We start from the raw sequence: 10,754 nt of genomic DNA, 5'->3' as shown, positions 1-10,754 counted from the left end.
CAATCTGCCACTGAATTGGCGAGTGGCGGCCTCACGCGGAACGAACTCGCATGACACCCGGGCTAACGACCTTGACGTCCCTCATCAGCGCAAACCGGCTTAACTAAGTGGCATTGGTATTGGCAGCCCCGGTCGGAATGGAAGATCACCCCGGGGTCGGGCCGGCGCTGCGCGACCGCGTTGTCGAGCGCCTCGGCGATGAGCTCGGTGCGCAAGTGGTCCGCGGTGGCCCACCCGACGACCCGCCGCGACCTGAGATCGATCACCGTGGCCAGATACAACCAGCCCTCCCAGGTGTGGATATAGGTGATGTCGCCACACCGACGGGTGTTGATTTCTGTTGCACTGCAGGAGAAATCCCGCTCGAAAAGGTCAGTGGAAGTGGTCGCTGCAGGGTCGGGAATCGTCGTGGTGCGCCATCGTTTCGGAGCCCTGCCCGCTCGCCCAGCGGCGCGCAGGAGCCGAGCGACGCGCTTGCGGGAATGCCGCCGCCCGCGGGCGCACAGCTCCGCGTGGACACGGGGTATTCCGTAGGTGCCTTTCGACTCATCGTGGATCGCGATGATCTCGGCGGTCAGTTCGTCATCCTTCTGCTGGCGGGCGGAAGATTCGGCGTCGCGATGGGCGTAATAGGCGGCTCGGGAGACCTTGAGTAGCTCACAGGAACGTTTCACGTTGCCGGTGGTGCCAGCGTTCTCCGCCTCGATGAACGGGTACACGTTCACCGGATCTCCTTCGCGAAGAAAGCCGTCGCTCGTTTGAGGATCTCCACGTCCTCGGACAACCGGCGATTCTCCCGCCGCAACCGGGACAGCTCGTCCCGCTCGTCAGTGCTCAACCCGTCGGCGCGGGCCCCCGCATCCAGCTCGGCCTGCGCGATCCACTGCCGCACGGCGGTCTCGGTCAGGTCGAAATCCTTCGCGACCTGACCGATCGAGCGATCCCCGCGCTGGCACAGCTCGACGATCTCAGCCTTGAACTCCCGCGTGAACGAACGCCGAGCACGAGGCTTCTTCTTCCCCATAATCTCCATGATGACGGACATCCTTCCGGAGGCACATGCCCCCTGATCTTGGATGTCCGCCAAAACGGGTCAAGCCAATAAGTTTGGCCAGCAGGCGGCGTATCTCCGGTAGCGTGAATCCGATCATGCCCGATTTGTCGACTCCGATTCCCCTTTTAAGGCAAGGGATCTGGAGACAGCGAGCCAGGCATGGACGAGCATGGACAGGGTGATATGGGCATACCACGCTCCCCAGGATCGGACTTGATAGTGGTCGAGCCCGGGGGCCGCGGGCTCCACGGCCCTGTCCCAGACCCGCAGTGACTACGAAATTCTGGGAGAGGACGCGTTCGCGGTGATCGGGTCGGCTTCGGTGGACTGCTGGCGGAGCCAGGCGAGGTAAAGCGCGACCACGCCGCCGCTGCCGACACCGACGCTTAGCGCGATCTTGAGCGTATCGAGCCGTGCCTTCACCAGATCCGCGCCAGTGAGTCCGGGTCCCGCATTCTCGACGATCCATGCCAACAGGCCGGCGGCGATTCAATGAGCGCGTTTTGGTAGGCCGTTTCGGCCTCGGTGCGGCGGTCGGCGTCGAGGTCGTCCTCGAAGACCGCGGAATCGACTCCGTCGCGGCGTACCAGGCCGCGATCCTGGCCCAGCACCATCCTGACGCCTCCCCAGGCGCGCTGGCACGTCGAGCTGGCCGACAACAGCCTGCACGAGGCGGTAGCACACGAACTGATCGAGGAAACCGGCATCGACTTCGACATAATCTCTCTTATCACGCAGATCCCGGCCTACATCGAATACGGCGCAGTGCCCGCCCTGCCGGCGAAGGACGAACCATCAAATTTCCACCTCGACATTGGATTCGCCCTCACCACAATCACAGCGAAGATCGGGACTCTGCAAGAATGCGAAGTGACCGGAGCCTCCTGACACATACTCGCTGTTGCCGAACAACTTGTCGGGCACCGCATCACTCGGGTAGTCAGCGCTCCTGCCCAAATCGGCCGAACAGCCCGCAGAACACCGCGCCTCGAAGCGGGAATGGGAGTCGCGGGGAGAGTTTTCATGCATGGGAACGGCTTCCTCAAAGCGAAAGACGTCCCGCGCCCCTCCACACATGGGTTGTGACAAGTGCACGGGATGTGTCACACTACGGATGCGTCCGACACCACCTGCTCGGACACTGGGGCACAACTTGACACGGGGGCTTCGAATGAAATCGCGAACCGCGAAGATCATGCTCGCCGCGACACTGACAAGTGTCGGGCTGTCCATCGCAGTAGCATCGCCGGCGTCCGCCGCACCTCCCTCTTATTGCAGCGCGTCGCAGTCCGGAAACGGGGCAAAAGCCTACTGTTACTCATCTGCTCGTGGTACGCAGTACCGGGCTGTGGCCCGCTGCAAGTACCAGACTCCTACCGGCAGCTACGACTACTCGAACTTCTACAGTGCCTGGGCGCGGCAGGGAGATCCCGGCAACGCCACTGTGCAGTGCGGCCTTGGATGGAGCTTCCTGGAACCCAACGCCCAAGTGCGCTGATGCTCAGCTTGCTGATGTCGTGACCACGCGAAGAGCGCCGATCGGATCGATCAGCGCTCTTCGCTGTTTCGCCGCGGCGGGGAAGCTCGATGCCCCGCGCTCGCACGGAACCCAAAGATCGTGACGCCGTACGCCGGAGACAACGACCTCATGGCGGCCGAAGGTGAACATCCGCGCCGTCCTCGACGACTACAACCTCGCGGTCGACAAGACCGCCGCCTACGGCGAACGTCGATCCGGCGCTGCGCATCAACGACGGCAAGGGAGATCGGCTGCACCTAGGTGGCGAGGTCGGTGTGAACGCGCCCTTGCCGGTCGGGAGAAGCGAAACGTCCAGTGCAGGGCGGCCTCGCCACACCGCACCCTCCAACGCTCGATGATGTCAGCCGAAATCAAGTCCGAAGTGACCGCTGGCCGGGCGCTGACAACCACGGCCGGAAACACCGTTCGCGTTACAGTCCCGTCGGCGACCCCGGATCCGCGGTGGGGAACCATGAGTACCCGAAGCGAGGACAGGACTTTCGACGATTTCCGCGGCGACGAAGAAGCCCCGGACGCCGGTGACGGGGCCGGGAAGGCGCGCGAGCGCTACTTGTACAAGGTCTGGACGTTCGTGAAAGTGATGTCGTTTGTGGCGGTGTTGTCAGGGTTGAACCGGAAGACGACGTTGTCCGCGCCCCCGGCACGCATCGTGAAGGTCGACGCCATCGTCACCGATCTGCCCGCGACGAGCTGCTCCGGTAGGTCGGTGGAGCCGCCCTTCTGAACTGCCGAGTTCGTCGCCTTGGCGTGGTTGCGGCCGTAGAGCAACTCTGCACGGACATTGCTCTTCGCCGTCGGGAAGACGAACGTCGCGTTGCCGGTATTCGTGATCTCGGTAGCTATTGTTACCAGGACGTTCTGGGTTGGGCCGGAGTTGTAGTCGTTCGAATCCGTGGTCTCGGACTTCGCGGAGATGATCCTGACCTTCAAGCCGTTGGACAAGGTGGCGGCTTCGGCTGCCGGCGTCTCCGACTCGGAGGCGTTGTCGACACAAAAATCCGTGTGAGTACTGGCGAAATTCGGGTCAGCGCACTTCGCGGGGTCGAGCCCGGCAGCGTCCTGTCGGGCATCCGGCGCGGCAGAGCCGTCGCACCCGGCCAGTACGAGGGCGCCGGCCACTACGAAGAGGCCGACCGAGAGTCTTTTGTTGAGCACAGCGGCCCACTGTACGTCACATGGGACGCTTCGAGGATCGTGCCCGATCCAGGAGGAATGCAAGGAATCGGCCGATGGCCGTCGCCGGGATCATCACCGGATTCCCGTCACCGTGAACCTGGAACACGAACACTCCTTCACGGCCATGCTTCTTGCCCTGCCGTTTCGAATAGGCGACGTCCAGGACGTCTCCGCCGCAGACACCGGGTCGAGCTGGGCAATCCAGCGCAACACCGTTCCCCGCGACGGCACGGGAACCCCGGACGCGGCACTCCCTCGTGAGCTCGCGGACGATCACGGAGACGGTGCGGCGCTGGCGGGTGACGTACCGCTTCCGCAGGACGTCGCGCACGATTGCCTCGACGTCGTCGGTGAGCCGGGCGCGGCCACCGAGACTGAACAGCACGATCGAGACGATTAACCCGTACACGTAGCGTTCACGTCCGTAGCCGAACGGATGCTCCGGTGTCGCCCTCGCTTCGCGCGTTTCCGCCCAGCGGCAACGCCTGGTTGCTGCTGTCGGCCAGCGAGGGCACCGACTCCGCGAGCATCGACGAGGACGCGGTGAACAGGAACACGACGGACTTCGTCACCGCGATCCTCAGCAGGATCGGTAACTTGATCACGCTCCGCCGCCGGTGTCTCCATCGTCACTGCGGCAAGGGCGATGGGAACCATCTGCGGGCTGGGGAGGACATGACTTCCTTTCTTTCCGGTCGGGCCTCTATTGACTCGCCGACGGTGACCACTTGCTGAGCAGGGCCGGCGCATACTGGCCGCGCTGGTACGCCGCGCAGAACGCCGTCTCGTCTCCCGCGTACCGGCTGTCGAGCGCGACCAGCGCCGGGCGAATCGCCGCCCAGGCCCGTTTATGCCCCTCGTTGGTCGCGTCGTCGCGGACCCCGACCACCAGGTCGAGACCCCGGTGCACGGACACTCGCTGCCCACCGGCGCCTGAGGCCCAGGCGAGCCCGATGTCGTGGCGCTCGTCGCTGTAGGGGGAGCCGTGGTAATCGTGGGTTGTCGCGTGGAACGGCGCGTGCGGGTAACTCGGCCAGGTGGCGTATGGCGAGCACTCGCGATCGGGGGTTCCCGAGGAGTAGGTCTGCCCCGCGTTCGCGTTGAGCTGGGTGAGGTAGCCGTATCCGGTGTTGGTGTCCTCGAACGCCGGATGCGTCATCCGGTAGACGTAGCGCTCATCGAGCAGCTGCCGACCGCTCCAGTTGCCCTTGCGCAACAGCAGAAGACCCAATCGTGACAGGTCCTGCGTGGTGCTGTTCAGGCTGTAAGCGATGGTGTTCCCGCCCCAGGACGAGTCACGCATCCCGAGCACGTCGAAGAGTTCCTTCTGCGCGAACTGCTCGACGTTGGCCACGCCGGGGAAATTCTGCGGCTCGCGTTCGATAGCCCGGTTCATCACCCGGACGAGCCGGTCGATCTCCCGCCAGCCCAGAGCGTCGTAGCTCCACCTGCCTTTCTGGTCCGTCGCCAGGCTCGGCTTGGTGGCCGTCATCGCCAACACGTGGGCCAGGGTCGCCTGCGGGTTGATGCCCCCCAGCTCGAGCCGTGGGATCCACTCGGTGACCGCATCGGTGTCGTCCAGCCCGCTGCGGGCGGCGATCATGCCGAACAGCGTCGCGCCGAAAGTCTTGGTCACCGACGCGACGTGGTAGGTCGACGCCGTCTGCGATGGCCGGTTGGTCCAACACAGCTTGCCGTACCGGACGATCGTGAAGGGAATGCTCGGCAGCCGCGTGTTGGCCTGCCTCAGCAGCTCTGGGTCCAACCCGCATTCAGCTGCCACCCGACCGATTTCGACCTGCTGCCACGGCGCTGATCCGGGATCGGTCGCCGTGACCTCGGCACGTGCACCGGATGGGGCGATCACCACGCCACTCAGCTGGATGACCGCGCCGAGCGACACCACCACCCCCAGCAAGCGCCATCTCGTGAACCTTCGCATAGTGGGCCTCCTTGTGTGAGCTGTGTGGTGCGAGTCCCGTTGCCACCCATTATTCGGAAATCGCAATGGACGAAACTTTAATAGAACTCGTCATGGTGGTAATTGGGATTCAGCGCAAAATCGCGACGAAAGATTTGGGCTCCGTCACGACAGCGCAACCAGCGGCGTCCACGTCTTCTCGGAACGTGATGGGCGGAGTCTCCATCGTTTCTTCCCCGAAGGACTGGCGCACGGGGATCGCGGCCAGATAGACCACCTCAGGTCGCCTGCCGCGCCGGCACGATGTGGTTACCGAATCGCCGGGCGTCCCTGCTGCGGCGACGCCACCGCCAGCCTCCTGGGCAGTCCTCGCGGCCCGGCGGCTCTCTTGAGCGGCTTCGACAGCTACACGCGTACACGTGCAGACGCGTCCCGTCGGACGATGAGCCGGCCGACGACGGCGGCCAGTGGGAACATCAGGACGCCGTAGACGGCCGCGGGAACGGCCATCTCGGTGCTGCCCAGGACGCTGATGGCGATGGTGATCGCGATGGTGCTGTTATGGATACCGATCTCCATCGAGCAAGCGATAGCCTGGTGCTTGTCGACGCCGAGCCGCAGCGGGACGAAGTAGCCCACGGTCAGGCTGGTCAGGCAGAACAGCACCGTGACGGCGCCGACGTCGAGGACGTAGGTGGCCAGGTTGGCGCGTTCGGCCACCATGGTGCCGACGACCACCACCAGCAGCGTGAGCGCCGAGCCGAACCGGACCGGACGGTCCATCCGGTCGGCGAAAGCGGGCCACAGCCGGCGCACCACCATTCCGACCAGGACCGGGATCAGGACGATCGCGAAGACCTGGACGACTTTGCCGAGCTGCAACCCCACCGAGCCCGCGCCCTGGTCGGGCTGGAAATAGCCGATCGCGAAGTTCGTCACCAGCGGCAATGTGACCACCGCGATGACGGAGTTCACCGCGGTGAGGGAGACGTTGAGCGCGACATCACCGCGGAACAGATGACTGAACAGGTTCGCCGTCGTCCCGCCGGGAGAGGAGGCGAGCACCATCATGCCGACCGCGAGGACCGGCGGCAGTCTGAAAAGCAGGACCAGGCCGAACGCCGCCACCGGCAGTACCAGCAGCTGACACGCCAGCGCGATGCCGACCGACCGGGGGTTACGGGCGATGCGGGTGAAGTCGCCCCCGGTGAGCGACAGCCCCAGACCGAACATGATCACAGCGAGGGCAACCGGCAGCCCTACGGACATCAGCGGTGAATTCACGCTATTCCTCTTTCGGGGGTCGGGGTGTCTTCCCGGTAGGCAAGCGGCGTACCGGGTGTCGGCGAGCGGTGTCAGGCAGACCCGCCGGCAGGCGGACCTGCCGGCGGTCACGTGACGGGTGAGCGGCAGCCCAGCTGTCGACTCGGTCGTGACCGCTCGTTCGCGGCGTATGACTAGCGGGTCGCGTCGAGCAGCGCAGTGGCCAGGCCGTTGGCGTGGCCACTGCGGGTCGGGTGGTACATGTCGGCAACACTCCAGCTCTTGCCGTTGAGGTAGGGGTCCCGGGCGCAGACGTCGTGACTGGTGAAGCGGGCGATCGAGCTTTGGTAGGCGAAGCGAGCGGCGCCCGCCCGGTCCTTGATCACCGAGTCGAGGTTGTCGCTGACGCCGTTGAGGCGGCCCGCTTCCTCGGCGGTGATCCCGTCCGCTGCGGCGCAGTCCAGGTCCGGTCCGGCGAACCGGCCGTAGCCGAGCACGACGACCTTGCCCGCGTTCGGCGCGCTGACGCGGATCGCGGCGTAGGCCCGGTCGAGCTTGGCGGGCAGTTCGGTGAAGATCTTGGTGTTCGCCTTGTCCACCGCTGATTCGCAGTCGGGGCTGTAGCTGCCCGCGCAACTGAGAACGAGGTCGCCGAAACCGATGTCGTTTCCGCCGATCGTGATCGACACGAGGTCGGTGTCGGAGTTCAGCGAACGGTTCTGACCGTTGACGATGTCGTCGGTTTTGGCACCTTGGCACGCCGTGAAGCTGAGGCGGGTGTTCGCCCGCTGCCGCGCTACCAGGTACGGGTAGGCGTAGGTGCTGCGGTAGCACGACAGGTCGAGGTTCGCGGCGTAGGTCCCGTTGCCCGAGGAGTACGAGTCACCCAGGGCGACGTAGTCCTCCACGGGGGCGGCGGAAACGGTGGAACCGAACAGGCAGGTCGAGGCGAGCGCTGCTGTGGCGGCCAGGGCAAGACGGGTTCGGGACGACATTGTCCCTCCTCACTTATCGGGTGACGGCTTGAGCGACGGCGTTGCCGAAGGCGGCCATACCGGCGGCGTTGGGGTGCAGCGGCGCCGTGAGCTCCGCACTCGAGCAGGACACGTCGGTCAGACGGGCGCCCAGCGCCTGCGCCGCGATCGCTGGGTAGTTGCGGCTTGTGGCGGCGATTGCCGCCAACCCCGCGATGAGCCATCGTCGTGCTCGCATGGACTACTCCAGCTCTGACTACCTGCCAGTAATTTGCTGGACTCATGATGCGGGCCCGGCGGCCATGTCCGAACCAGGACTTTGTTCAGAGTTCCCGACCGATCGTTGTGATCCGTCATAACGCCAGGGAGCTCGACGGTCTCCGGAACGCGCACGCATCACCCGCGGCTGGGATGCCGTGCGTGGTGGGCGGCGATGGGTACGCGCGGCGCGACGGAGGCCTCGGCCTCGTCGTCCGCATCGGGCGGGCCGACCGCCTCCCGTGCGGCAGCGACGAGCCGCTCGGTCTCATCGCGGTGTTTCTCCCCCAACTCCTCGAGTCGTTCCTTGCCCCGCTTGTGGATGTCGGCCATGCGCTTCCAGAACATGGTCGTCACCTCTTCCCGCGCAGCGCGTGCGGGGCTCGTAGATCGGGCTCAAACTGGTTCACGCCGTCCGCCCCTTCAGCGGTGGCAGCGTCCGCCGGACCTTTGTGCCGGCTCCACCGCCGAAACAGTCGAGCAGCGCTGTCCGTAGCTTCGCTACTGTCTCGGTTGGCGGAAAGCCCGTAGCGAAAGAGGAACCAGCGACGCGCCCGGTATGAACCAGTAGCGGCGCGAAAGCCAGCGGTGCGATCCAGCCGAACCAGCGAACACAGGAGGAATCGTGGCCAAGGGCTACTGGGTCAGCGTCTACCCCACCATCGCGGACCCCGAGAGGCTTGATGTCTACAACGAACTGGCCGGCCTGGCCGTCAAGGCCGCGGGCGGGCGGGTGCTCGCCTCCGTCGGCAGCCGGGTCGTCGCACACGAAGCCGGAATCACCGAGCGCGTCGTCCTGATCGAGTTCGACAGCTTCCAACAGGCGGTCGCCGCATACGAGAGTGCGGCCTACCAGAAGGCGCTGGCCGCGCTCCCCGACGGCTTCAAGCGCGACTTCCGCATCATCGAAGGCCTCGGCTGACGACCGAGAATGCGTCCGCGACGAACACCAGGCCGCCGCCGGGAGCACCCCCCGCTCGTCAGCGCGCCGCACCGTCGCGAACAGCGTCAGGCCGGTGGCATCGGCGTTGATGTCCAGTCCGGCGCGCGGCGTAGGGGGTCCGGGGCGCGTCGGCGGCCGTCCTCGCGCCCTGACCTCCGAACAGATCGCCGACGCCCGCATCCTGCTCGGCGCCGGACGAACCCGAACCGCCGTCGCCGCCAAGCTGGGCGTCTCCCGACGGACACTCAGCCACGTCCTCGACATCGCGTCCCGCTGACGGCCACCACCGGGTGCCAACGCTTGACCGCAACGGACAGTCCCAGTCCCCTGCGCGGATCGCAGAAGAGGACGGTCTAGTTGTCGCCTCGGTGTCCGTCGCGGACCACCGCTAACCCTCCGACCCGGGTCGTGATGCCCGTCGGCCCGCGTCGGGCCGAAGCGAGCACGCTGGCCGGTCGACCGAGGCTGTCACCCTGCTCCACCTCGATCGCGATCGTCTGTGCCCCTGTCGTGTCGAGCAAGTGGGCGGCCAGACAACCGGTGCTGTTGGCGTTGGCGACGTCCTCGTTGACACCGATCGCCGGCGCGAACCGGCCGGACGAACTCGACGCGGCCCAGCGCAGGGAGGTGGTCCGCGGGGTGTTGCACATGATGTACCGGATGCTGTTCGTCGACGGGTTCGTGCACTGCGATCTACACCCGGGAAACCTGTATCTCACCGAGCACGGAGAGGTCATCGTGCTCGACGCCGGCTTCGTCGTCGAACTGTCGGCCACGACCAAAGCCCAGTTCGCCGACTTCTTCTATGCCATGTCGCTGGGCGCCGGAGCCGAGTGCGCGCGCATCATGGTCGCCCGTGCCGAGCACGTTCCCGCCGGTTTCGACCAGCACGGCTTCGCCGCCGCGGTAGCCCAGCTGATCGACTCGGTCACCCGGCGCAGGGCAAAGGACTTCCGGCTCGGCCCGTTCGTCTTGCGCCTCTTCGATCCGCAGCGCCGCTGGGGGCTGTACGCAGTCCCGGAAACGGTGTTCCCACTGCTGTCCTGGCTGAATGTCGGGGACGTTGTCGGTGTCGACCGCCCCAACCGGCGGTGATGGGCTGACCATAGGGTCGTAGCTCCGCAGGCCGGCCCGGCGAAGAACCCCGCCGTCACGCACTCGATGTACCGGGAATGAATCGTGCCTGTACCGGTGCGACGCACACTGCCTCGTCAGGGATGGGAGGTAAGTATGCGAGAAATCGAGACGGGGCTGGGCCGCGCGGTGCTGTACACCCTTTCCGGAGGGTTCGTGTCGGTGGCCTTCGGAGTGCTCGGGGCTGCCGCCGCGCAGGCGAAACCGATTCCGGACAACAGCGGCGGCGGTGGTCCAGGGTCCGCGATGAAAGTCGCGGGCAACGTTCCAGGGATGGGTGTGTTCAAAGTAGCGGCGAAGGCCGCGGACAAGGTGGCCAAGAACCCCGCTGGATCGCACTCGAATGCCGGGAACTCGAAAGGGGGTGGTGACAACGAGAACAAGGGAGGTAAGGAGCAATGCCACTTAGTTAAGCCTGTTTGCGCTGATGAGGGACGTCAAGGTCGTTAGCCCGGGTGTCATGCGAGTTCGTTCCGCGTGAGGCCGCCACT

General features: G+C 65.6%; 17 protein-coding genes and 1 pseudogene. 4 read left to right on the top strand and 14 right to left on the bottom strand.

All coding sequences use genetic code 11. The features are described from left to right. Positions 1-62: 62 nt before the first annotated feature. The 13 genes and pseudogenes from ACZ6DT_RS40000 to ACZ6DT_RS39940 form a co-directional block, all read right to left on the bottom strand. A complete protein-coding gene (locus ACZ6DT_RS40000; protein WP_465605238.1) occupies positions 63-725 on the bottom strand; it encodes an IS3 family transposase in 663 nt (220 codons plus the stop codon). Beyond that, entirely contained in the window at positions 722-1,033 is a 312-nt protein-coding gene (locus ACZ6DT_RS39995; RefSeq protein ID WP_465605235.1) for a transposase, read from the bottom strand. The genes ACZ6DT_RS40000 and ACZ6DT_RS39995 overlap by 4 nt, the downstream gene beginning before the upstream one ends. 114 nt (positions 1,034-1,147) lie before the next feature. Continuing rightward, positions 1,148-1,285: pseudogene (locus ACZ6DT_RS39990) on the bottom strand (IS701 family transposase); the annotation flags it as partial. A 42-nt stretch (positions 1,286-1,327) separates the two neighbouring features. After that, positions 1,328-1,477: a hypothetical protein gene (locus tag ACZ6DT_RS39985; RefSeq protein WP_465605232.1), complete on the bottom strand. Its 150-nt coding sequence runs from the start codon at positions 1,475-1,477 to the stop codon at positions 1,328-1,330. Then, complete coding sequence (locus ACZ6DT_RS39980; RefSeq protein ID WP_465605229.1) at positions 1,474-1,668, bottom strand: hypothetical protein; 195 nt, start codon at positions 1,666-1,668, stop codon at positions 1,474-1,476. The genes ACZ6DT_RS39985 and ACZ6DT_RS39980 overlap by 4 nt, the downstream gene beginning before the upstream one ends. 1,472 nt (positions 1,669-3,140) lie before the next feature. Further along, on the bottom strand, positions 3,141-3,749 hold the full coding sequence (locus ACZ6DT_RS39975) for a hypothetical protein (RefSeq protein ID WP_465605227.1): 609 nt from the start codon (positions 3,747-3,749) through the stop codon (positions 3,141-3,143). A gap of 16 nt (positions 3,750-3,765) precedes the next feature. After that, on the bottom strand, positions 3,766-4,179 hold the full coding sequence (locus ACZ6DT_RS39970) for a hypothetical protein (protein WP_465605224.1): 414 nt from the start codon (positions 4,177-4,179) through the stop codon (positions 3,766-3,768). A 7-nt stretch (positions 4,180-4,186) separates the two neighbouring features. Continuing rightward, positions 4,187-4,375, bottom strand: a complete 189-nt coding sequence (locus ACZ6DT_RS39965; protein WP_465605222.1) for a hypothetical protein — start codon at positions 4,373-4,375, stop codon at positions 4,187-4,189. Positions 4,376-4,473: 98 nt separating this feature from the next. Further along, complete coding sequence (locus ACZ6DT_RS39960; protein WP_465605219.1) at positions 4,474-5,712, bottom strand: serine hydrolase; 1,239 nt, start codon at positions 5,710-5,712, stop codon at positions 4,474-4,476. A 384-nt stretch (positions 5,713-6,096) separates the two neighbouring features. Continuing rightward, positions 6,097-6,975: a bile acid:sodium symporter family protein gene (locus ACZ6DT_RS39955; RefSeq protein ID WP_465605216.1), complete on the bottom strand. Its 879-nt coding sequence runs from the start codon at positions 6,973-6,975 to the stop codon at positions 6,097-6,099. Between the two features lie 173 nt (positions 6,976-7,148). Beyond that, the gene (locus ACZ6DT_RS39950; RefSeq protein ID WP_465605213.1) at positions 7,149-7,949 is read right to left on the bottom strand and encodes an SGNH/GDSL hydrolase family protein; all 801 of its coding nucleotides are present in this window, start codon (positions 7,947-7,949) and stop codon (positions 7,149-7,151) included. A 13-nt stretch (positions 7,950-7,962) separates the two neighbouring features. Continuing rightward, positions 7,963-8,166, bottom strand: a complete 204-nt coding sequence (locus tag ACZ6DT_RS39945; protein WP_465605210.1) for a hypothetical protein — start codon at positions 8,164-8,166, stop codon at positions 7,963-7,965. 158 nt (positions 8,167-8,324) lie between these two features. Further along, complete coding sequence (locus tag ACZ6DT_RS39940; protein ID WP_465605207.1) at positions 8,325-8,534, bottom strand: hypothetical protein; 210 nt, start codon at positions 8,532-8,534, stop codon at positions 8,325-8,327. A gap of 277 nt (positions 8,535-8,811) precedes the next feature. Between ACZ6DT_RS39940 and ACZ6DT_RS39935 the strand changes: the two genes are divergently transcribed. Together ACZ6DT_RS39935 and ACZ6DT_RS39930 are read left to right on the top strand one after the other, a co-directional pair. Then, entirely contained in the window at positions 8,812-9,108 is a 297-nt protein-coding gene (locus ACZ6DT_RS39935) for a DUF1330 domain-containing protein (protein WP_465605204.1), read from the top strand. A gap of 94 nt (positions 9,109-9,202) precedes the next feature. Next, a complete protein-coding gene (locus ACZ6DT_RS39930) occupies positions 9,203-9,406 on the top strand; it encodes a helix-turn-helix domain-containing protein (RefSeq protein ID WP_465605201.1) in 204 nt (67 codons plus the stop codon). A 76-nt stretch (positions 9,407-9,482) separates the two neighbouring features. Here ACZ6DT_RS39930 and ACZ6DT_RS39925 read toward each other — a convergent pair whose 3' ends face one another. Then, positions 9,483-9,752 carry a PhzF family phenazine biosynthesis protein gene (locus ACZ6DT_RS39925; protein WP_465605240.1) on the bottom strand — a complete coding sequence of 90 codons (270 nt, stop codon included), beginning with the start codon at positions 9,750-9,752 and terminating at the stop codon, positions 9,483-9,485. Here ACZ6DT_RS39925 and ACZ6DT_RS39920 point away from each other — a divergent pair. Both ACZ6DT_RS39920 and ACZ6DT_RS39915 read left to right on the top strand, forming a co-directional pair. After that, complete coding sequence (locus ACZ6DT_RS39920; RefSeq protein ID WP_465605198.1) at positions 9,640-10,224, top strand: AarF/UbiB family protein; 585 nt, start codon at positions 9,640-9,642, stop codon at positions 10,222-10,224. The genes ACZ6DT_RS39925 and ACZ6DT_RS39920 overlap by 113 nt on opposite strands. A gap of 135 nt (positions 10,225-10,359) precedes the next feature. Continuing rightward, positions 10,360-10,713, top strand: coding sequence for a hypothetical protein (locus ACZ6DT_RS39915; protein ID WP_465605195.1), 354 nt, complete (start codon positions 10,360-10,362; stop codon positions 10,711-10,713). The last annotated feature ends 41 nt before the right edge of the window (positions 10,714-10,754 follow it).

The organism is Amycolatopsis sp. NPDC041971 (genome assembly GCF_055588925.1).
This window is presented reverse-complemented; position numbering and strand designations above follow the sequence as displayed.

Coding starts and splice junctions, on each gene's coding strand:
- ACZ6DT_RS39945 (WP_465605210.1), bottom strand. CDS start 8,166: ATGCGAGCACGACGATGGCTCATCGCGGGGTTGGCGGCAATCGCCGCC.
- ACZ6DT_RS39995 (WP_465605235.1), bottom strand. CDS start 1,033: ATGGAGATTATGGGGAAGAAGAAGCCTCGTGCTCGGCGTTCGTTCACG.
- ACZ6DT_RS39980 (WP_465605229.1), bottom strand. CDS start 1,668: ATGGTGCTGGGCCAGGATCGCGGCCTGGTACGCCGCGACGGAGTCGAT.
- ACZ6DT_RS39915 (WP_465605195.1), top strand. CDS start 10,360: ATGCGAGAAATCGAGACGGGGCTGGGCCGCGCGGTGCTGTACACCCTT.
- ACZ6DT_RS39950 (WP_465605213.1), bottom strand. CDS start 7,949: ATGTCGTCCCGAACCCGTCTTGCCCTGGCCGCCACAGCAGCGCTCGCC.
- ACZ6DT_RS39960 (WP_465605219.1), bottom strand. CDS start 5,712: ATGCGAAGGTTCACGAGATGGCGCTTGCTGGGGGTGGTGGTGTCGCTC.
- ACZ6DT_RS39940 (WP_465605207.1), bottom strand. CDS start 8,534: ATGTTCTGGAAGCGCATGGCCGACATCCACAAGCGGGGCAAGGAACGA.